Source organism: Nostoc sp. FACHB-892 (assembly GCF_014698795.1).
Classification (GTDB): Bacteria; Cyanobacteriota; Cyanobacteriia; order Cyanobacteriales; family Nostocaceae; genus Nostoc.
The window spans coordinates 54,476-75,055 of the sequence record NZ_JACJTR010000018.1 but is presented as its reverse complement, the minus strand read 5'-3'; the positions used below and the strand labels follow the sequence as shown (position 1 = coordinate 75,055).

General features: G+C 41.4%; 17 protein-coding genes, 1 tRNA gene and 1 pseudogene. 7 read left to right on the top strand and 12 right to left on the bottom strand.

Annotated features, from left to right (window positions below; translation table 11 throughout):
* Positions 1-21: 21 nt before the first annotated feature.
* The 3 genes from H6G96_RS22355 to H6G96_RS22345 all read left to right on the top strand — a co-directional run bounded on the left by H6G96_RS22355 (position 22) and on the right by H6G96_RS22345 (position 1,827).
* Positions 22-798, top strand: coding sequence for a metal ABC transporter ATP-binding protein (locus tag H6G96_RS22355; RefSeq protein WP_190913495.1), 777 nt, complete (start codon positions 22-24; stop codon positions 796-798).
* Positions 799-809: 11 nt separating this feature from the next.
* Complete coding sequence (locus tag H6G96_RS22350) at positions 810-1,679, top strand: metal ABC transporter permease (RefSeq protein ID WP_190913493.1); 870 nt, start codon at positions 810-812, stop codon at positions 1,677-1,679.
* Positions 1,680-1,754: 75 nt separating this feature from the next.
* Positions 1,755-1,827, top strand: a tRNA-Phe gene (locus H6G96_RS22345).
* A gap of 406 nt (positions 1,828-2,233) precedes the next feature.
* Here the strand turns inward: H6G96_RS22345 and H6G96_RS22340 are convergent.
* Positions 2,234-3,961 carry an NFACT family protein gene (locus H6G96_RS22340; RefSeq protein WP_190913491.1) on the bottom strand — a complete coding sequence of 576 codons (1,728 nt, stop codon included), beginning with the start codon at positions 3,959-3,961 and terminating at the stop codon, positions 2,234-2,236.
* Positions 3,962-4,389: 428 nt separating this feature from the next.
* Here H6G96_RS22340 and H6G96_RS22335 point away from each other — a divergent pair, with 428 nt between their 5' ends.
* The gene (locus H6G96_RS22335; protein ID WP_347242271.1) at positions 4,390-4,839 is read left to right on the top strand and encodes a zinc ribbon domain-containing protein; all 450 of its coding nucleotides are present in this window, start codon (positions 4,390-4,392) and stop codon (positions 4,837-4,839) included.
* Positions 4,840-5,085: 246 nt separating this feature from the next.
* Here the strand turns inward: H6G96_RS22335 and H6G96_RS22330 are convergent.
* Positions 5,086-6,318 (bottom strand): annotated as a pseudogene (locus H6G96_RS22330) (glycosyltransferase family 1 protein); the annotation flags it as partial.
* Positions 6,319-7,093: 775 nt separating this feature from the next.
* Between H6G96_RS22330 and psaK the strand changes: the two are divergent.
* The gene (psaK, locus tag H6G96_RS22325; RefSeq protein WP_190733200.1) at positions 7,094-7,354 is read left to right on the top strand and encodes a photosystem I reaction center subunit PsaK; all 261 of its coding nucleotides are present in this window, start codon (positions 7,094-7,096) and stop codon (positions 7,352-7,354) included.
* Between the two features lie 84 nt (positions 7,355-7,438).
* Here the strand turns inward: psaK and H6G96_RS22320 are convergent, their stop codons facing one another.
* The 7 genes from H6G96_RS22320 to H6G96_RS22290 form a co-directional block, all read right to left on the bottom strand.
* Positions 7,439-8,188, bottom strand: coding sequence for a metallophosphatase (locus tag H6G96_RS22320; protein WP_190913482.1), 750 nt, complete (start codon positions 8,186-8,188; stop codon positions 7,439-7,441).
* Positions 8,189-8,283: 95 nt separating this feature from the next.
* Positions 8,284-9,096 carry a metallophosphoesterase family protein gene (locus H6G96_RS22315; RefSeq protein ID WP_190913481.1) on the bottom strand — a complete coding sequence of 271 codons (813 nt, stop codon included), beginning with the start codon at positions 9,094-9,096 and terminating at the stop codon, positions 8,284-8,286.
* A complete protein-coding gene (locus tag H6G96_RS22310) occupies positions 9,093-9,869 on the bottom strand; it encodes a GTP-binding protein (protein WP_190913480.1) in 777 nt (258 codons plus the stop codon). Before H6G96_RS22310 ends, H6G96_RS22315 begins: the two co-directional genes overlap by 4 nt.
* Before the next feature lie 134 nt (positions 9,870-10,003).
* Complete coding sequence (locus H6G96_RS22305; RefSeq protein WP_190913479.1) at positions 10,004-10,744, bottom strand: DUF3891 family protein; 741 nt, start codon at positions 10,742-10,744, stop codon at positions 10,004-10,006.
* Positions 10,745-11,162: 418 nt separating this feature from the next.
* A complete protein-coding gene (locus H6G96_RS22300; protein WP_190913478.1) occupies positions 11,163-11,855 on the bottom strand; it encodes a manganese catalase family protein in 693 nt (230 codons plus the stop codon).
* A 645-nt stretch (positions 11,856-12,500) separates the two neighbouring features.
* Complete coding sequence (locus H6G96_RS22295) at positions 12,501-12,653, bottom strand: hypothetical protein (protein WP_190913477.1); 153 nt, start codon at positions 12,651-12,653, stop codon at positions 12,501-12,503.
* An 88-nt stretch (positions 12,654-12,741) separates the two neighbouring features.
* The gene (locus H6G96_RS22290; protein WP_190913476.1) at positions 12,742-13,029 is read right to left on the bottom strand and encodes a Mo-dependent nitrogenase C-terminal domain-containing protein; all 288 of its coding nucleotides are present in this window, start codon (positions 13,027-13,029) and stop codon (positions 12,742-12,744) included.
* Positions 13,030-13,362: 333 nt separating this feature from the next.
* Between H6G96_RS22290 and H6G96_RS22285 the strand changes: the two genes are divergently transcribed.
* Positions 13,363-14,511, top strand: coding sequence for an alanine--glyoxylate aminotransferase family protein (locus tag H6G96_RS22285; protein WP_190913475.1), 1,149 nt, complete (start codon positions 13,363-13,365; stop codon positions 14,509-14,511).
* A gap of 519 nt (positions 14,512-15,030) precedes the next feature.
* Here H6G96_RS22285 and H6G96_RS22280 read toward each other — a convergent pair.
* Together H6G96_RS22280 and H6G96_RS22275 are read right to left on the bottom strand one after the other, a co-directional pair.
* Positions 15,031-16,455 (bottom strand): DUF456 domain-containing protein, encoded by a 1,425-nt coding sequence (locus tag H6G96_RS22280; RefSeq protein ID WP_190913474.1) that lies wholly within the window; start codon positions 16,453-16,455, stop codon positions 15,031-15,033.
* Between the two features lie 571 nt (positions 16,456-17,026).
* Complete coding sequence (locus tag H6G96_RS22275) at positions 17,027-17,362, bottom strand: hypothetical protein (protein WP_190913473.1); 336 nt, start codon at positions 17,360-17,362, stop codon at positions 17,027-17,029.
* Between the two features lie 271 nt (positions 17,363-17,633).
* Here H6G96_RS22275 and H6G96_RS22270 point away from each other — a divergent pair, with 271 nt between their 5' ends.
* The gene (locus H6G96_RS22270; RefSeq protein WP_190913472.1) at positions 17,634-20,036 is read left to right on the top strand and encodes an ATP-dependent helicase; all 2,403 of its coding nucleotides are present in this window, start codon (positions 17,634-17,636) and stop codon (positions 20,034-20,036) included.
* A gap of 295 nt (positions 20,037-20,331) precedes the next feature.
* Here the strand turns inward: H6G96_RS22270 and H6G96_RS22265 are convergent, their stop codons facing one another.
* Entirely contained in the window at positions 20,332-20,577 is a 246-nt protein-coding gene (locus H6G96_RS22265) for a ChaB family protein (RefSeq protein WP_190913471.1), read from the bottom strand.
* Positions 20,578-20,580 lie beyond the last annotated feature (3 nt).

The window sequence follows — 20,580 nt, the reverse complement described above, 5'->3', positions numbered from 1 at the left end:
ATGACCAATGACCAATGACCAATGACTAATGACATTGCTATTTTAAAAGTAGAAGGGTTAACTGTCTATCAAGGCAGCTATCTAGCTGTTCAAGATGTTTCCTTTGAATTATTGCCAGGAACAGATACAGCCATCGTTGGCCCCAATGGTGCTGGTAAAAGTACTTTGGTAAAAGCGGTTTTAGATTTGATCCCTCGAAGTGCTGGCACGATTGAAATATTGGGTCGTCCAATTGCAAGATTGGGGCGTTTACGTCACACGTTGGGCTATATGCCGCAAAACTTCATCTTTGACCGCAGCTTTCCCATTTCTGTCAGCGAATTAGTGGGATTGGGATGGGACAAGGAAGGGAAAAGAGGAGATTTATTTTTCTCCAAGCTGTGGAGACAAGACCGAGAAAAATCGGCAGCAGTAGTAGAAGCTTTACGGCGAACTGATGCTTATCATTTACAGCATCAAGCTATTGGTACTCTTAGCGGTGGTCAACTCAAGCGGGTTTTATTGGCTTATTGTTTGGTAATGCCTCGGAAACTGTTAGTACTCGACGAAGCCTTTGCTGGTGTTGATGTGCAAGGTGCAGCAGATTTTTACGCTTTGCTAAATGAATTAAAGCGTGAGGAGGGTTGGACGGTATTGCAAGTTTCTCATGATATTGATATGGTAAATCGCCATTGCGATCGCGTGCTTTGCCTGAACCAAAGCATTGTTTGTACTGGTAAGCCAGAAATTGCCCTTTCACCGCAAAACCTGTTAGCAACCTACGGCCCAGGTTTTAGCCGCTACCAGCATCAACATTAATGCCCATAAGTATGAATTTTTTCAATGATTGTCAGATACCTTGGCTTGCGATCGCCAATAGTAGTGACTTGATAGAATTATTACAATTCCCCTTTATGCAGCGTGCGATCGCAGGTGCTGTGTTAATGGGAATACTTGGTGGGATGCTAGGTAGTTTTGTGACCTTGCGCCAGTTGTCTTTTTTCAGCCACGCGGTTGGTCATGCAGCATTAGTAGGTGTGGCGTTAGGTGTGCTACTACAAATAAATCCTACTTGGATGCTATTACCTTTTACCTTAGCTTTTGGCGTTATTGTCCTCTACTTTATCGACAAAACTGACTTAGCTAGCGATAGTGTACTTAGCATAGTGCTATCTGGGGCATTAGCGATCGGTGTGATTCTCACTAGCTTAATTAAAGGATATCGTGGCAACTTGATGGCTGTGCTATTCGGCGATATTCTAGCGATCGATGCCACAGATTTAATTTTGACGCTACTAGTGCTTGTGGGAGGTAGCATATTTTTATTATCAACCCTGCGGCAGCAAATTTTATTGACCCTTAACCCCGATGTAGCGCAAGTTCAAGGTATTCCCGTCCAGTTGTATCGCTACGTGTTTGTGGTTTTGCTTTCACTCGCCGTTGCTGTAGCGATTAAAGCTGTCGGCGTTTTACTAGTGAATGCCTTTTTGGTCATTCCCGCCTCCACTGCGAAACTGATGAGTCACCACTTTAGCCGCTTTCTAGTCATGTCGGTGATAGTTGGTTCCATCAGCAGTATTGCTGGCATCATTGTGTCAGGTATTTTCAACCTTGCTTCTGGCCCGAGTATTGTTCTTGTCCAGTTTCTGCTATTTGTAGCTGTTTTTATCTGGTTTAAGTTGAGGTTAAAAGCTGCATAAATCTTTTTTCTCTAAGGGCTTGCTATATTCTTGGATGTTTGCTACATTTATTAATCGTGGCTCACAAAAGCCCTAGCCGGGATAGCTCAGTTGGTAGAGCAGAGGACTGAAAATCCTCGTGTCACCGGTTCAAGTCCGGTTCCTGGCATAATTTTAAAACCTCTGAAAGCTTTAGCGTTCAGGGGTTTTTTGTTTACGCGGTTATTAACTATAAAAGCTCAAAAAATGCTCCAAATGTTTGTAGTGAGCTATGGAAAAAGCATTTTAAAAACAAAAAGACCAGCCTCCCACAGCTGGTCTAGAAAATATTTTTTTTGCGTTGTCTTCTCAAGAGAGTTAAAACCCATTTGCGCGTTCCCAAAATGCAACGGGCAACTTTTCTTAACAATATTGTAACAGTCAACACACATTTTTCGTGAAATTTCATTAAAAAAGATACGAACAAAGTTTAAAAGCTTCTATCTATCAGGATAATTCAGCAAATCGCAGGGTAGAAAAGGAGTGGAGTAGAGGAGCAGGGGAAGAATTCTTAATTTTTGACAAATGACAAATGACTAATGACTACTAACCATTTGTGGTTTCCCCCAGAGGATGCTCTCTTGCTTGTAAATTGCAATTCCCGGTTTTGCTCCTTTGGGTTTGTAGACGTGCTTGAGCTGAGTGTAAACTACTGGTACTTGTTCACTCTGACGGGCGCGACTGTAGTAGGCGGCAAGATTAGCTACAAATTGCAAATCAGCTTCTTCTGCAACAGTACCCGGTTCTAGACGTAGTAACAGATGGCTGCCTGGAATTTCTTGAGCGTGGAACCATAAGTCATAATCCCCAGCTACACGAAAGGTTAATTGGTCATTTTGGCGATTGTTACGCCCGATTAATACCTCAAAGCCACCGGGGGTAAGGTAACGATGAAAGTTGGTGCTGGGGGGTTCATTGGCACTGCGGCTGCGATATTCTGGATCTTCTAAATACTTTTGTCCAATCAACTCTTCGCGGATTTCTTCTAAAGCTCGCAAATCTTCTGCTGTTTGGTAGGTGTCTATTTGGCTGATCGCAGCTTCTACTTGTTCTAAATACTCAATTTCTGTCTGTACTTCTAATAATAGCGGTTCGACAGCAGCACGAGCGCGTTTGAGCTTTTGGTGCTGTTTGTAAAGACCTTGGGCATTTTGAACGGCATTTTTATCTGGCTGGAGAGCGATCGCTACTGGCAAATTTGTATCAAAATCAGCAAGGATAATTTCTTTCATCCCCGGTTCCCAGTTTTGCAAGTGAGCCATCAATAAATCAGCTTTTTGCCGATACTCATCAGCTTGATCTGATTGCTGCAAGCGCGTCTTAAAGGTTTGAGCTTTATTGCGTAATTTCGCCAGAATATTATTCAATTTCTGACTCAACTGATGGCGCAATTGTAAAAATAACTGTTGATTAATTTGGTTACTGTAGTAGCGGTTGAGTAACTCTTGGATATCTTTGACCTTTTCAACCGCACCCCAACCCATTACGGTGTAGCCATCTTTTGTCCAAGCGGGTTGAAATTTTTTAGAATCCAAGGCTTGCAGCCATTCTTGCCAACGTTCAAATAGCCGTCGCCAATCGTCAGGGTTGAGAGTATCAGTGGATGTTTCTGGTGCGATATTTGCTTCTAACAACATTGTCTCTAGCAGTGCTGCACTTAAGCCACTATAACTTTTGAGCAATTGCCGCTTGATTGCTCCTGGTACTAAACTGACCCGTTCTTGCCAACGTTCTTGGGATTCGTTCAAACTGGGGACAGTTCCAGTCAGTTTTGGTGGTGTTTCATAAGGTTGTCCGGTTTGGATAGGACGCACACTAGATTGTTGCTGACTGACTTGATGAGCAGCAGTGATAATTATATTGTTGGCATCGGTGAGAATGACGTTGCTATACTTGCCCATGATTTCTGCATAGACATGATACAGGGCGGTTTCTCCAGGACGACGGGCAAATTGCAAATCAATAACTCGCTCCCAAGGGGCGATCGCTTCAATAGCTACCAGTGCTAAACCACTCAATTGGTGTATCAGTTGTTGGCTAAAGGTAAAGGTATCTGGCGATCGCGGTGGTGGATCGCCGATGCAAATATGTGCAGCTTGCGGATGCCAAGAAATTTGTAGCCAATCTCGCTGTTTCAGGGTGCGTAATGCCAGCGCGATCGTGTAGCGATCGCGCTGGTAAACCTGTTCTAAGCGTGATGGTAGCCAGTTAGCGCGGATTTCGCTACAAGCAGCTGTGAGAGTGGTAAAGTCAACTGGTTGCAAAGCGATTAGTTGTTAACATTCAAATGGTAGCGATCGCTATGCTTTTATCTTCGTTTAGTCAAAGCATAGCAGACCTCAACTATCATAGCGGTTAGTTGGTTTGGTGATAGCTGCGAATCAAAAAACACTGAAATTTATGATTCAAATAGACTCTCAGCACTTAGATGATAACTTACGTTGTTATACATTTATTAGTGTCGAGTTTTTGTAAGCTAAAGCGATCGCTGCCAAAGTTAAGCCCAAATTATTGTGTTATTTTTCAGCCAACTTATATATAAATAGGCTAAGTAATTTACACTAATTAAACTAATAATGGAAATCACTCAGCCCAGAGAAATATTTAGCTAAAACAGCAAGAAGCCTCGCGTCTCACCCGCTAGGGGAGCGTGAGATGAATTGCGCGTGAGTTGACGACAGTTCTCTGACTAATACACAAGCTATCTCGTAGGATAGTTAACGAAAATCTCAATATTAAAGGCATGATGCAAAACCACACTCTTGCTAAATCTATTCATCAGGTTGGCTGGGGAATGTTTTGCACAATGCTGAAGTACAAGGCAGAAATGGAAGGAAAGGTTTATCAAGAAGTAAATAGATTTTTCCCTAGCTCAAAAACCTGTCATGTGTGCCTAAGTCAAATTGGTAGCTTGCCGCTTGATGTAAGATTCTGGACTTGTGAAAAGTGCCAAACTAAGCATGATAGGGGTGTGAACACAAGTATTAACCTTCGAGATGAAGGACTACGGATTTTGACCTCTGGGACGGGGGATAAAGCCTGTTGTCCAGATGTAAGTCGGAGTAATAGAGGACGCAAGAAATCTACTACTACGCTTTCTTTTGGACAGGAAGCCTACACTGTACTCAAAGAGTCAGTGTAGGTAGTTCACAATAAATGATTGAGTAATGGTGAGTGAGGACTAGGAAAATAAAATTATTGCTTACTTCCGAGTTACCCATTCACCATTATCTGTTACGCAAGAGAATTATTTAGCAACCAAAGCTGGCTTTTTTGTTGTTGATTGCACTAATTCAACTGTTGATTCCACTAGTTCTTTTGCAGTTGACTGCACTAATTCGGCTGTTGACTCCACTAGTTCTTTCGCTGTTGATGCTACTGATTGTGGCTGCAACAGTTCGGTGTAAAGTTCACTCAATTGATGTGCTACACCATCCCAGCTAAACTTAGTTTCGACGCGCTTTCTACCAGCTTTACCCAATTCATCTCGCCATTCTGGATTTAAAAGAATTCGGTCAATGGCAGATGCAAAGGCATCTACATCTTGTGGTGGTGCTAATAAACCAGTTTCTTCATTAACTACAGTAAACTGAAGTCCGCCGACATCACTTGCTACTACTGGTGTACCGCTTGCCATTGCTTCGATCGCTACTAGTCCGAAAGGTTCGTAGTGACTGGGGACAACGCAAACATCAGCAGCTGCGTAATAAGTTGGCAAAATATCTTGACTGAGACGACCAGCAAGGGTGGTAAATTCGTTCATCCCCAATTCGTTGATAATAGCCTCAATGCGATCGCGCTCAATCCCGTCGCTGTTACCTGGAGTACTACCACCACCAATAATTAGCTGGAGATTTTTAGAATCGCGTAGCCCAGACTGGTTTACTGCCCGCACCAAGGTTTCTATCCCTTTGCGTGGATCAAAACGTCCTACGTATAATACAACTTTGGCTTCTTTGTCAATTCCTAATTCAGCCCTGGCTGCTTCTCGTGCAATCGAACCAAACCGATGAATATCCGTACCGCAGGGAATGATATCGATATTGCCTTTAGTGGAAACTAGCGATCGCATATGTTGCTGTTCTTGCGGACTTGTTGCCACAATTCGCTCTGCTATTTCCAACACCTCTTTTTCTACTGCTAATCGCACACTAGCAATCAGAGGAATATCTTCTATAGTGTTATACTTTACCGCTCCTAATGAGTGGTAGGTGTGAACCTGTTTACTCTCTTGGATTTTCTTTAACTCCATCCCTACCCAACTAGAGAGCCAATAGTTAGTGTGAACTAACTGGTATGTAACGTCATTTTTTAATTGAAATTTGAGGAAATTATCTACAAATTCTGGCAGATATTCAAAAATATCATCTCGCGGCACAAACTCAAGGGGGCCAGCTTTTAAACGAATAGTGCGGCAATTCTCGCTGTGTTCAACAATCGAGTCTTGCTCCAGACTCACTTTGCGAGTAAACATATCAACTTGCCATCCCAGCTGCGCTAGTGCTTCACCCACATTACGCACATAAACGTTTTGTCCCCCAGCTTCTTCTTTCCCTATTTCAATCGCCGGGTCTCCGTGGACGGAAATCAAGGCGATACGTTTTTCGGTGATAGAGTTCATAGTTTGTGTGTTGCTGATTTTAACAAAGTTTTAAGCTGTTCCAAACTCGTGTATAGCACACTTGCCTGTATTCTTTAGGAACCTTGATTAATATTGATTTTAATTTACTATGCCTAATATTCTTTTACATCTTCTGCCAGAAGTATACTATTAGATTAAATAGAAATATTTAATTTCTTTAGATATAGAAAATATTTATACTACTATTTCATACTTTTGATAGATGTAAATCATGTAATGTTGTGCATACATTTTAAATTCTTTTTAAGAAGCAAAATTGCTGAAAAGCATAGAAATAAGTACTTTTAGCTCCCCTACTTTCTCTCATTTCAATTCAGATTGCTATATTAATTTAGAATATCTAATACCTTTGATAGATAAGTCTTATAGTTTTCGTCTTGTTTGTGCAGATATAATCCCATAGATGCATAAATTAATGTAAGTTCGATGAAGTGAAAAAGCAGCCACACGCAGAACTGCTGCTGAGGTTCCAATCATCTACCACAGTCAATTCCAGGATTTTGACATATTCTACGAATTCTTCTCTAGAAAAGACTATGCGATCGCACAGTGTTTTGTAGAAACACTAGTTCAATAAATTAAACTTTTTGGCGATTTTGATATAAGTCCTGAATTCATCTCACTGAACTCATATTGTATTAAGTAATAAGAATAACTGTTAAATATTGATGCAAAATCGGGTACTTTCTGGAATTTGCTTCGGAAAGTTTCAGATTATGTTTTCAATCATTAATAAATTTCAGGAGCAAACCAGGTGTTTACTTCAACCTTACTCGCTGCTGCAACCACACCTCTGCAATGGAGTCCAACGGTCGCTCTGATTATCATTATCGTTAATATCGTTGCCATTGCCTTTGGTAAATCTACCATCAAATATCCTAACGCAGAACCAGGACTACCCTCAGCCAATCTATTTGGTGGTTTTGGTTTACCAGCCCTTTTAGCAACTACCGCCTTTGGTCATATTTTAGGAGTGGGCGTTGTCTTAGGGCTGCATAACCTGGGAAGAATTTAGGTTATTACCCAAGTTAGCCTTTATTTGATGATTATTTTGTCTCCAGCTTTGAGCCAGAGAGTTATTTCTCTGGCTCTTTCTTGCCTAGTAAGAAACTGCTTTAGTTGATACCTGAAATCCCTTGCTGACACCGTAGCGCACAGTCCTAAATTCCAGATGGTTTGTAGTTGGTGTATAAAGGGTGTATTTTGCTTCAGTAGGTATTCGTCCCACATTACCCACCCCAATCACTTGACGCGGGGAAATTTTCATGGTTTTGGGAAATGCTTGACTATCAAGAGTAATTATGCTTGTAACGATAGAACCTGCTTGTAATTGATATTGAAAAGCTAAACTAGAACGACCGCAGAACAAATTATTTGCTTGCATCCGTGATAGGCGATCGCACATGATAATAGGGTGAGTTTCTGGTGTTAGTTCCTCGTCAACCGCTACTGTTGTGCCGTGAATTAGTAAACAATCCAGTTCAAAAAAACCAAAGTCTAGTGTTCTCAACCATTGCACCGTCTGGCGAGAAACAGACTGCCACAGCAACTTAACTGTTTCTCCCCCATATTTAGCCATCAAATCAGTCGCTTCTTTAGTCGGGCCAAGACCATGTAGGATAAAACACTGTTCTTCCCACCAACCTTTACAAATCAAAGGTTCTAACTCTCCAGGTTGCGGGTTACGCACCCGGTTTACTAATTTTTCCGCTTCTGGTCTGGGTCCCACCAAATCACCCAAAATATACAAAGCCTCTACAGCATTACCCTGACGCTTAATATCTGTCATCACAGCTTCATAAGCTGCCAGATTCCCTTCAATACCGCTCAAAATCGCCCATTTACTCATATCAATTTTGGTATTTTAGATTTTAGTTTTTAGATTAGGCATTGAAAAAAGGCAGAGGGGAAAACTCTTCTCCCTTGCATTTTCCCGACTTCCCTTTATCTCGTACAAACATGAGTCGGGTCATCAGCCCTTTCTGCAAATTCCAATCCTTGCGCCAAACGCCAAGCAAAAACTGGCGGTAAACCCTTTTCAATAATTGCCGCACAGGTTTTTTGATAATCGTAAGGTACTTCCCGCAAATTCACTTCTTGACTATCTGTATCATAAATCACATATGTCGCATTTGGTCGTCCGTGTCGAGGTTCTCCCACGGAACCTACATTAATAATTCGCTTGAGGGACGTAGTGAAATTGAGTAACTGTTCATCAGCTGCCTCACCTTTGATACGAACTTGTAAACTACCTGCATCCAAGTTACGCACATAAGGTACATGAGTATGTCCACAAAATAGCACATCCGCTTCTGTGGAAAGTACTCGCTCTAAGGCTGCATAAGCATCAAGTTCTGGTAATAAATATTCGTGATTGCTGTGAGGACTACCATGAACAAATGCCAAATTTCCCTCACGTAAACTATGGGGTAATTGGCTTAAGAATTCGCGGTGTTCTGAATAAATTTCGTTATTTGTCCACTCGTGAGCAATTTTGCCACGTTTTTCAGCCAATAAGGAGGGATAACTGCAATCACAAGCATTCAGCCCCTCTACAATATCTTCATCCCAACATCCCGCGCAAGTGGGAATATCAAGGGAACGAATTTGTTCAACTACAGCATTTGGATAGGGCCCATATCCTACCAAATCGCCAAGACAAAAGATTTTCTCAGCTTTTTGGCGATCGCTATCTAACAATACCGCATCCAATGCTTCATAGTTGCCATGAATACATGACATGACCGCGATTTTCACTCTATACTCTCCTCAATTAAAATTTGTTTTACCTGTTCTTGGTATTGTGCGATCGCAGTTTCTGATAAATAGCAATCTTGCAAGGTTTGTCTAATTGCAGATTTATCCAAGCTTGGTCCCAATACTTCCATTCCACTAAAGCGCTGTGGTCTACCTTCTAAATGGCGTGGTAAGTCTAATTCTAAAAAATCAGTTGCTGGTATACCCGCCACAAAATCTGCGTATAGTGAACGTCCATCAGCAACATCAAAAATTCCCTTAGCACGGGAAACTTGGCCGTAAGCGCCGTGGGTGATTTCGTACCAAAACTCGTTTAAACTGTCCTCGTCGATAACTTGACTACTGGTTGGCGCACGCCATAGTTGGGTTTGGGCAATGCTACTATCTACATCTGCGCCAGTGATAATTTTCTCTGCCCAGGTATGATATTCGGAATCTTTGAGGTGGGATGGTAGGATGGCGATCGCTTTGTAAGATAAGTTGTCTAATATTTGCTCAATTGCCCCTAATTCCAAGTAAAATCCAAGTTCAATGTAGACAATTTCTGCTGCTACTAGCTGGTTGAGAAACTCAACTTCTTGCCCATCCCCAAAGACTTTTAACTCTGGGAATTCCGCAGCCACGCGTGTCTGATCAATGGGAATATTCCCAGTGCCAAGACTAAAATAAATTACGTTTTCACTAGAGGCAGTATTAGACATTTGTTGGCAAATCCAAGTAGTTTTGCCACATCCAGCTGGGCCAGCAACGACAGTTATGATTGGTACACTCATTTTCAAATGATAATCATTTTCAGTGAATTTGCAAATATGAGTGAGTAAATTTCTACAGTGAATACCAGAGAAATTCCAATACCAAAAGCCCCCAGACGGAGGCTTGAATTACTGACTATGGTGGCGACAACTATCTAACTCTTAACGAATGTCCACTCTAGTACCTTGATGGGAGCTTCTTGTAGTGCTTGAGTTAATTCGGTATTACTATCAAATTTCACCTGGGAGAGTTCGCAAGCTTCGACGTTGACTGTAAATTTATCGTCTTGGAAGGGCCAGGGTTTAACAACAACCAAGTTATCACTGCGTTGCATGATGTCATAGCGTTGACCTTCAGGACCCTTGCTAATTTCTAAAAACCGCTCATCATCAGGTAGTTCTTGCTGACATAAGATAAGAGAAAGGCGATCGCACCACTGCATAAATGCATAAGCTGCATCAACTTCTTCCTTTTTGATGCCTAGTCCTTTCCGCAAACGTTGCTGATTTTCAAGTTGCTCATCCAACAGTTTGTCTAGTTCTGGAAATTGACCCCGGCTTGGCTCATTTAAACGGCTGATATGCATGGAAATTAATAGAGCTACCCATCGTCCACGATAAAGGGCATTCTTTGCCAAATTAGCCAATTTCTGGATGCCAGCACGTACATCGGCCTTTGAGGACAGCAGAAAGTCCTTTGGCGCACCGGCTTCAGTAAGATTGTCTTCTTCCCACTCTTTTTCTAGATCATCGTGATGGGAAATTGCAGCTATCGTTTCATATAACCTTGCTGGCGCATCCTTGCGTCGCCATTGGCCCGCCAGTTGAGCCGCTAATAAAGCATGGGCCCGATGATAAATGACTTCCCAACCATTTTGCGTAGCGTTGACAATCACAAATCAATCTCCTGAGTTTTAGTTTTGATTTTGAGTTGAATTTATTTCTGAATTCAGAAACGTCGGGGTAGATATTGAAGAGGCGATCGCTCTGACTTCTTCAGTATGGCTTAATTAATAATAGTTATTCTCTGTGATCCAGAGATATATGTTCAAGGTAATGAATATCAGCAAATGCTTCTCGAATCAGATTCTCCACTTCTCTAAAACCGGAGAATCTTGTTCACGGATGATTTAGGATTGCCATAGGTTTGGATAAAGCTAAATTCTCCCTAAAAACTACCTAATGTAGACAAATAGTTTAAACATTGGTAAAGAAAAGAAGGTGGGCTGTTTGCCCACCAGAGAATAGGGAGCTTTCAAATAATTTAACCAAAATCCCTTCACCTGAAATTAACCTAAGCTCTAACTGGTGGAGTTAAGAGTGGCTTTCTAAGGGATTAGCAATATATTTGAATGTTGGTTCAGAATTCCAAGGGCCACGCTCATCTTGACCATTTCCGTTTGTAGATAGGTTGTAGTAGAGAGCAACAGTTTCATCTGGCTTAATATTACCAAAGAACGGATCTGTCAACTTACCTAGCGAATCTAGAGCTTTCATAAACATCTGGGTATGAGAAATTTCTCGTGTTAACAGATGGACTAAAGTCTCTTGGGTTCCTTTGTCAGTTGCCAACTTAATTAACTCTTCGTAAGTCTGACGAGCGCCAGCTTCAGCTGCAACGTTAGCTCTCAAATCACGCACTACATCTCCGCCTTCATTCAAGTAACTTGCAGTCCAAGCATTACCCTGACTATCTAGAAAATGAGGCCCTATCCCTCGGACTGCAAACAAAGTACTTTTATAAGCCTCTGTTTGATCCGTATTCTTAGTATGAGCTTCAATGAGTTTGCCAACCATTTCTAAATGGCTGAATTCCTCAATTGCAATGTCTTGGAGCATATCTCTGATTCCAGCATTTTCTACATGGAATGATTGAACCCAGTATTGAAGTGCTGCACTAAGTTCTCCAGTAGCTCCGCCAAACTGCTCTAAAAGTAACTGAGCAAAACGAGGGTTTGGTTCAGTTACGTTAACTGCATGAATAGGCTCTTTTTTGTGAAAAAACATAGATTTACACTTCCAGAAATTATTATTTTACAGAATTGATAAACATCGCCTATGGCGGGCGGATACTCTATCGCACCTGCTAAAAGCCCTAAAATTATTTAAGCAATAATACTCATTACTGCCTCAATAATCTCACTTGTGTCTAAGTTATCAACTTTTATTAACAATTCTTTCTACCATATGGGATAAATGCTGAATCCAAAAGTTAGACAAAAGAGTTTACCAGAAGATTTTGAGCATAATAATCATAAGTGGAAGTTTTGCAATATAAATCAGGAATTATTAAATATATAATAATATAAGTCTAAAGCCTATGCCTTATTGACTGTAGAAGTAAATACTAATAGCTTTATCAATATATCTATCTTAAGATGGAAAAATAGTATCCCTCTTTTTGGCGATGCATTAAAATATGACTAATACATGATAACGGGGTAAGTTTCGTTACGCATTGATTATTTTGTGAAAATCCCCGGTGTCCAGATCCCCTACTTCATAAACTTCATAAAAATTGTCGGGGAGCTAACTTTTTACGAATAATTCAAAAATCGAATGCCAGTAGCTTATTATATTTAAAATTACAGTTTACTCTTAACAATTATTTTGATAATTGTTATGTTTTAGCTGAGTAGACAACGAAATCAGCTAAAACATAGACTTATAAGCTCCATAGCCAATATCTTGCAAGCGATCGCCCTTCTTACTCATTAAGCGGATATAACCTGATATGACAGTTAAAGTAGAGGTCTTTACAGTCAATATTCCAATTAGCGCAAGCTTGATGAAAATTGATGTCAAATACTGAAAATCCTGTTAGGAGTTATAATTTACAGAACTCCAATATTGTTCCTAACTACTTTATATTTATTTTAAAGAAAATCTCAATTTAACAATACCTAGTCGCATCTTCACCACATTCATCTACTAAATATAATAAACACTTGTAACGAAGACCAACTATTTGTTCATAAAGGGGGTTGATTTTACACAATGGTGGAATGTGAAAAAGAGTTCGCCCTAAAACTTTCACAGTTCTTTCAAAAGGACAGTTAGATGGAATGATTTTGCATAAAAGCTTGGCAAGATTAGGATTATGTATTTCTAATCTATCAAGCTGATAACGTATCTGGTTTAATAAATTGTTATTTGAACAGTCTTTATTGAAGGAATTCATATATCAACTCTCTTTTCAAAAATTTCTCTCTCTAAAATGACAGTTATCTTCATAGAAAAACATCGTAAATTTACGAAACTATTTTTCTGCTTCAAGAAAGTCGATTAAAATATCAGTAAAATTCCTTAAAATTCAGAATAACTAGGCAAGCCTACCATCTAATTACAGCAATGTTAAGAAAGATGTGGGTAATGGATTTTTGAAAAGGCGTTAGGGGGGAGTGCGCTATGCAAACGAGGTTTCAGGTTTCCAATGCGTAAGTTCTGATTTGCTAAAACATCGGTGATGCGATCGCTTTATGATTCGGTAAGTATCCTCTAGGCAAGACAGATTATGACGCAAACAATTTCAATCAACGACTCTGGGCGCTTGCAACTCACACCCCTAGAAATCCCATCCCGTCTACTGTTAGGGCCAGGACCCTCCAATGCCCATCCCACAGTTCTCCAGGCGATGAATACCTCACCAGTTGGGCATCTTGACCCAGCGTTTCTCGAACTCATGGATGAAATTCAGTCATTGCTACGCTATGTATGGCAAACAGAAAACCCACTTACCATTGCAGTCAGTGGTACGGGAACAGCCGCAATGGAAGCAACTATCGCCAATGCTGTAGAACCTGGTGATGTGGTTTTGATTGGTGTAGCTGGTTACTTTGGTAATCGCCTCGTAGATATGGCTGGACGTTATGGTGCGGATGTACGAACCATTACTAAACCTTGGGGACAAGTTTTCAACCTCGATGAACTCCAAACAGCCCTAGAAACTCATCGTCCAACCATTTTAGCTCTAGTTCATGCCGAAACCTCCACCGGCGCACGTCAACCTTTGGAAGGGGTCGCTGATTTGTGTCGTGAATTTGGCACTTTGTTGTTAGTGGATACGGTGACGAGTTTGGGCGGCGTTCCCTTGTTTTTGGATGCTTGGGGAGTTGACTTAGCCTATAGTTGTAGCCAAAAAGGATTGGGTTGCCCGCCTGGTGCTTCCCCCTTTACAATGAGTGCGCGTGCCGTTGAGAAATTGCAACAGCGCCAAACAAAGGTTGCAAACTGGTATTTGGATATGCTGCTATTGGGTAAGTATTGGGGTGCTGAACGCACCTATCACCACACAGCACCCATTAATTTATATTATGCATTGCGGGAAGCACTACGTTTACTTGCAGAAGAGGGGCTAGCAAACTCCTGGCAGCGTCATCAGAAAAACGTAGAATATCTCTGGGAAGGATTGGAGAGTTTAGGACTGAGTATGCACGTTGAGCAAGAGTATAGACTGCCAACGCTTACCACTGTCTGCATTCCAACAGGGGTAGATGGTAAAGCGATCGCCCGGCAGTTACTCAATGAACATAATATTGAAATTGGCGGTGGTCTTGGCGAACTCGCTGGTAAAGTTTGGCGCGTCGGATTAATGGGCTTTAATAGTCGTAAAGAAAGTGTTGACCAACTTTTAGCAGCACTACGGCAGGTTTTGCCTAAGTAGTTTTGGCGTTAAGGTGGTGCGTTAAAAGTAGCTTAACGCACCGATATAAAAAGGCGTAGGCATCGCCCTTACATTGTCTGAAAATTTGTGAGAAACGTTGTGAGAATATATCTGTTGAGTATTCTTCACGAGCTTCACTGTGATAAAAAACCAACAAACAATAAAGGCAAAAGTATTAGTAGAGACACAATTAATACTAGGGTTGCCGGCTCGATTTTAATCTGGTTCTTTTGTGGATCACGCATTTTGGAATAAGCTCTTTAGGGCTTTTCAATGGTCTACTTTTTTACACCGTACTGTACTAATACATTAAATTTACATTTTTTCGATTTTAATAAGTGTTAATCCCTTCTTCATCCCCCCATCTACTTATTTCTTCCAGGGTAATTTAGTTCCCATTTCAGTCAATGCAGAAAAAATGAGATACAAAACGAGTAACCCAGCACCCGCAAAAAAAGCCAGTAAATCGTTATCCATAAGTGCTATTTGCTAAAACTTTGCTAATCATAGCGGAATCACCTAATATTTAGCGTTTTTCTGAAGCTGTAATCTTTGGTCTTCTGGATGCGAATACCAGCCATACCAGTGACGAACTGCTAGCCAAACGGCTGAAAGCAAACCCGCTAGGCTGAGGGTGAGTCCACTGAATGGTACTAATAATCCAAAGACAGGTAGCACTGCTCCAGCAATAGTGCAGATAATCGCAGCAAGGGAAGCACTCCGACTTGCCCCCAATCCCCATGTCAAAATCAGTAAGATGATGGAAATTAAAGTCCAAGCCAACTGAGCATTGATCACGCGAGCTAGATAGGTCAAAACTAATAGACAAGCAAAGAAAATACTACCAGCGATCGCAATATTTTTGAAACTCATTGGCAGTGACAAATATAACAATAGTATCCACCACAAAAATATTGCTGGTGCTAGCAATAAAAGACGCGGGATTATGCCAGTGTGACGAATAGGTTCGGTGTTGGTAAACACCCCAAATGGATTTTTGACTGAAACATTATCGTCAAATTTCCAAGTAAATTGCGTACTGCGTCCGTCAGATTTAATCTCATCAGGTTTAATACCACTGGCAAAATCAGCCGGAGCAAAGTTGGCAATTGCCGTCAGGCTGAAGTTAGATAGCAACTGTCCCGTTGCACTATAAACCCAACGTGGCCCTCCTTGAGCCTGATAACTGACTCGAAAAGTGGTTTCTTGCCCTGGTTGCAGGCGGAAGGGAAAATTATAATTACCCGCGTTGCTTGGTTGTAGCCTAGTCCCATCACGCTCGATTTTATAGCTCTCAAGCAGTGTGTAGCCGTTGGGTGGCGGTGCTTCAAAAAAGAAATTATTAATATCCTTGAGCTGGTTAATTACTTTATACTCAGCAGTATAATTTGCCTCATAAATTGAGCTGCGGCCTGGAACATCTACGCTTTGGTCAAGCTTGACTTGAATTTGTGAGCCAGCCAGCATCAAGAAGCGGGTAGTCTCTCGCGTCTCATTTACCTTGACTATTTTGCCATCAACTTGAGTGGTATAGGAGTATGGCTCTTGAATAGAGTAGCGGACTTGGGGAGCAAATTGTTCGAGCCTTTCACCTGCAACAGTTTGAGCCACTTGAGCCACCCTTGCTTGTTCCCAGTGGTGATAGCGATTGCTTAAAGTTGAACAGAGAAAAAATCCCGGTACTAACAAAACTAATATCAGGGTTAAATGTTGTAATCCCCGCAATAGTTGGGAATAACGAACAGCCCATTCGCCGATGAATATAAGTTGTTCCGGCTGGCTTCGACGGAGAGAAAAACTGATCAGAGCGATCGCAACTCCCAAAGCTACGACCAAAAATACTAACAATAGTGAAGCTTTGAGCGCTTGGGTTCCAAATTGGACAAGCTCAATTGGATGCGTCAAATCGGGTAATCCGGGAATACCTTGAGCAGAAGAGAACATTAGCAGATTTTTGTAGAATTTGGAAAACCAGACCGATAAAATCTCTTAAAAGTTTCTGGAAAAAAGTTTTATTTGATACCCTGACAGTTTAAACAAGGGTTGTGATCAGCTCTGAGCCTGATTTGCTCGACTACAACTGAGGACTGACGCAAAACTCTCTCAAACTCTTATTTGTCTGTGTTCTCTATGCCTCTATAGTAACCACCTTATATCTACGTTTTTCCGCTACTCATGCGTAAGTTAATTGGTATAAACATCAAAAGCCCGGTCATGAAAACCAGGCTTTTGAGCAGAAATAATGGGGCTATATTCCCCGAAGGTTAGTTATAGAGGTTAAGTATAATATCGATGCTCTGATAAGTGATACCACTTTGCTGTTATCGATTCCGGAAAATCCGCTAAGAATTTTTGAGTAACCTGTTATCTTTCAAAATACAGCAAGCGACTGGCAGCGTCAGCGTGTAGGATCTAAAAATATTATTGATTTTTCGGCTGTTATTGATGAATAATGAATTTGCTAACTGGCAAGAATGGTTGACAGTATTCGCCTATCTAGGTTTTACGGTCTTTATTATTTGGCGCGTATTTTCCGTCGAGAAGAATTAAAAAAGCTGCATATCATCTCACCAGGAGCTTTTTGCTCAAAGGACAAAATAGTCCCATTTTGTTGAACCTTGACTCTTTGATGACAATTGTAGACTTCAGTGGGTTTTTTCACTCCATCCACACTAACGTTTGCCCTGTATTCCCAATAATTTTTAGCACTTCGGTTGATGCTGAGAATACAAATCTGGTGGCGTTGGCCATCGTAGACATAATAGCGGCATACAGATGCAAAAGCCGGGTGTGCTACGCTTAACACTAGTATTAATAAAAACACAAAAACTATGATCCTTATCTGGTTCATAAAAAATTATTTAATATTACATTATTTAAAAATATTATTAAATATTTAAACTATTTGAGTCGAGTCAATTACTTTTCCCTGTTGTACCGTCAATTTTTTTAACGAACCGCATACTCCTACGGAGAAGCAAGCTACGTGCAGCGTCTCGTCAGAGAAGAACGCAAAGGAAGAGAAGTAAAGAGAAAAAAGAAATTCTTAACTGAACTGTATTGCCACTAAAAGATTGCTGAATTCTGTTTGGAGAATTCTTCTTAAAAATATAAAATTTGATATGTCAGAGTCTAAATTTACCGTTACTGTGTCTCAAGAGTTACTCCACTCAGAATTGTCTGAACGATCGCCTCTTCCTAACCTGCGACAGAAGATTCTAGCAATTCGCAACAGTCTACGTCCTGGACAACAACAAATGGCTGACTGGCAATCTGGCCCTCTAGCTATTTCTGCCGTTCCTGGCGCAGGCAAATCTACTGGTATGGCGGCGGCGGCAGCGATCGCGATCGCCCGTCAATATGAAGGTTCATCCTCGCGTCGTCAATTGGTGGTTGTCACCTTTACTCGCTCTGCTGCTGCCAACATTAAAGCGAAGATCCGGAAATTCTTACGAGATGATTTATCTTTACCCCAGACAGGCTTTTTTGTCTATACTCTACATGGTCTAGCGTTGAACATTGCCAGTCGCCATTCTGATTTATCGGGTTTGCAACTAGACAATGTCACGTTAATTACACCAACCCAAAGTCATCGCTTTATCCGAACAGCTGTAGAGCAATGGATTGCAAATAATCCAGGAATATATTTGCGGTTATTAGAAGGTCATCAATTCGACGGAGAAGAGACAGAAAGGTTGCGTCGCCAATCGGTGCTACGAACAGAAGTATTACCGGAATTAGCTAATACAGTAATTCATGAGGCAAAAAGTTCTGGGATATCGCCAAAGAAATTGCGAGAGTGGAGTAAACAAACTACAGACGAATATGCAATTTTGAGTGTAGCGGCGGGATTATATGAACAATATCAAAACTTAATGCGATCGCGTGATTTCATTGACTACGACGATATGATTTTAGCCGCACTACGCGTTTTAGAAAACGACAGCGCCCGTCGCATCGAGCAAAACCAAGTTTTCGCCGTCTTTGAAGACGAAGCCCAAGATTCTAGCCCCCTACAGACGCAGCTATTAGAAATTTTAGCTAGTAATGGGGATAAAGGAGGTAACTCCTCACTCCTAACTCCTAACTCCTCACTCAACTTAGTCCGAGTCGGTGACCCCAACCAAGCGATTAACTCTACCTTTACCCCAGCCGATCCGATTTATTTTCGGCACTTTTGCGAAGAGTGCGATCGCATCGAACGATTAGCAACAATGGATCAAGCTGGTCGCAGTACTAGAATTATCATTGAAGCCGCTAACTTTGCCCTCAAATGGATCAATAATCAGTCATTAGCAAAAACCAATAACGCACAACAGATTCCTGACAACCGACAAGTACCATTTCGCTTGCAGACAATTCGCCCTGTTGAAACAGGCGATCCACAAAAGAATGCCAACCCAGCACCAGTAGGACAAGGACTGGAACTTTATACCCCGCGTGACATTCATCACACCGTTGAATTGTTATCTCAAAGAGTAATCGAGTTATTTGGCGAAGACCCAACACAAAATAGTGCAGCGATTTTAGTGCGAGAAAATCGCCAAGGAAGATGGTTAGCAGAGGCTTTAACCCCTATATGCAAAGAGTATAAAATTACACTTTACGATGTAGGAGAACGCGATCGCCGTTCCCATGTTCCCCAAGAAATTTTAGCATTACTGCAATTTTGCGATCGTCCTCATTCCCCCGATTATCTCAAAGCCGCATTAGAAGCATTAGTACAACGCCAATTAATTCCTACTCAAGACCTCAACGCCCTTGCTAGTCTCCCAGAAGAATTTTTGTATCCTGGCCCCCTAGCAGCACCCCAGCCAGAAACAGTCCAAAAAGCCGCTCGTTTGTGTCGCAATTTACTTCGCGCCCGCTTGGAATTGCCTCTGTACCAGCTAATTTCCTTTCTCGCCTTGACTTTAAATTATGACCAGGCAGAATTAGCAACTGCTGACAAACTCGCAGAACGGGTCAACCAGCAAATAGCTGGCAATAGTTCAATGGGGGGAATGCTGTCTGCTTTAAGTGAAATCGTCAGTTCCGAACGGTTTGAACCAGTAGAAACCGAAGATTCGGAAGAACGTTACACTCGTCGCGGTCAACTGACCATTATTACCATGCACAAAGCCAAAGGGCTGGATTGGGACTATGTATTTCTTCCCTTCCTCCACGAAAGTTTGATTCCTGGTCGATTTTGGGTTCCTCCCCAAAGCCAATTCTTAGGGGATTTCACCTTAGCAGAAGTAGCCCGTGCCCAAATTCGTGCTGCTCTCCACGGAGAATCTACAATACCAGATGTCACACAAGCATGGGAACAAGCAAAGCACTTGAAAATGTCTGAGGAGTACCGTTTACTCTACGTTGCCATGACACGAGCAAAGCGTCTGGTGTGGATGTCAGCATCACAGAAAGCCCCTTTTACTTGGAGTAAACCGGAGAATTTGCAAGAACAAGCTCCTTGCCCTGTGTTTCCAGCATTAAAGCGTCAATTTCCTGAATCTGTGGTCAATTTAGCAGTAATTAATAAATAAGGATGATGAAAACTTTTATTAAGCTTATCCCACCCCTAAAAGGAGATGAGATAACACGAAAGACTGTTGACTGTTAACGGTGTCGAGGGATCTCTCTCTTTAAAATATTGGGTTTTCCCGATGCCTTTTTACAAATATAGTTTTAGATAGTTTGAGTTCGTTCAAAATGTATATCATTTTGCAAAAATTACGAAACAGCAAAGGGAAATTCCATGTCCGCTTTGTAAAGATGGAATTTCCCTTAGATTTTTGCCTTACCTCTAACAAAAAATACCTATGTCGAGCTTCAATTTACTCAATTTCCACCAGACACAACAGATTTATTATGTATAGCAGTGTCTTCAGGCTTTCTCTGCCATTTTCCATCGTCGCCTGCTTCGTATTCATTCTTTACACTATTCCAAGCAACTTCACGGGCACCCTCTTCACTCATACCATCACTTTGAGCAGCACTTAAGGCTGCTGCAAAAATCTGCTGTGCGTGTTCAGGCAACTGTTCTCTAATATCATCAGGCAATTCATTTATTGTTTGATCAGGCATAAA

Bases quoted from the DNA above. Each gene is read 5' to 3' on its own strand.
- H6G96_RS22350 (WP_190913493.1), top strand. From the start codon at position 810: ATGAATTTTTTCAATGATTGTCAGATACCTTGGCTTGCGATCGCCAAT.
- H6G96_RS22300 (WP_190913478.1), bottom strand. From the start codon at position 11,855: ATGTTTTTTCACAAAAAAGAGCCTATTCATGCAGTTAACGTAACTGAA.
- H6G96_RS22290 (WP_190913476.1), bottom strand. From the start codon at position 13,029: ATGAATTCCTTCAATAAAGACTGTTCAAATAACAATTTATTAAACCAG.
- H6G96_RS22275 (WP_190913473.1), bottom strand. From the start codon at position 17,362: ATGAACCAGATAAGGATCATAGTTTTTGTGTTTTTATTAATACTAGTG.
- H6G96_RS22270 (WP_190913472.1), top strand. From the start codon at position 17,634: ATGTCAGAGTCTAAATTTACCGTTACTGTGTCTCAAGAGTTACTCCAC.
- H6G96_RS22280 (WP_190913474.1), bottom strand. From the start codon at position 16,455: ATGTTCTCTTCTGCTCAAGGTATTCCCGGATTACCCGATTTGACGCAT.
- H6G96_RS22355 (WP_190913495.1), top strand. From the start codon at position 22: ATGACTAATGACATTGCTATTTTAAAAGTAGAAGGGTTAACTGTCTAT.
- H6G96_RS22310 (WP_190913480.1), bottom strand. From the start codon at position 9,869: ATGAGTGTACCAATCATAACTGTCGTTGCTGGCCCAGCTGGATGTGGC.
- H6G96_RS22320 (WP_190913482.1), bottom strand. From the start codon at position 8,188: ATGAGTAAATGGGCGATTTTGAGCGGTATTGAAGGGAATCTGGCAGCT.
- H6G96_RS22285 (WP_190913475.1), top strand. From the start codon at position 13,363: ATGACGCAAACAATTTCAATCAACGACTCTGGGCGCTTGCAACTCACA.
- H6G96_RS22265 (WP_190913471.1), bottom strand. From the start codon at position 20,577: ATGCCTGATCAAACAATAAATGAATTGCCTGATGATATTAGAGAACAG.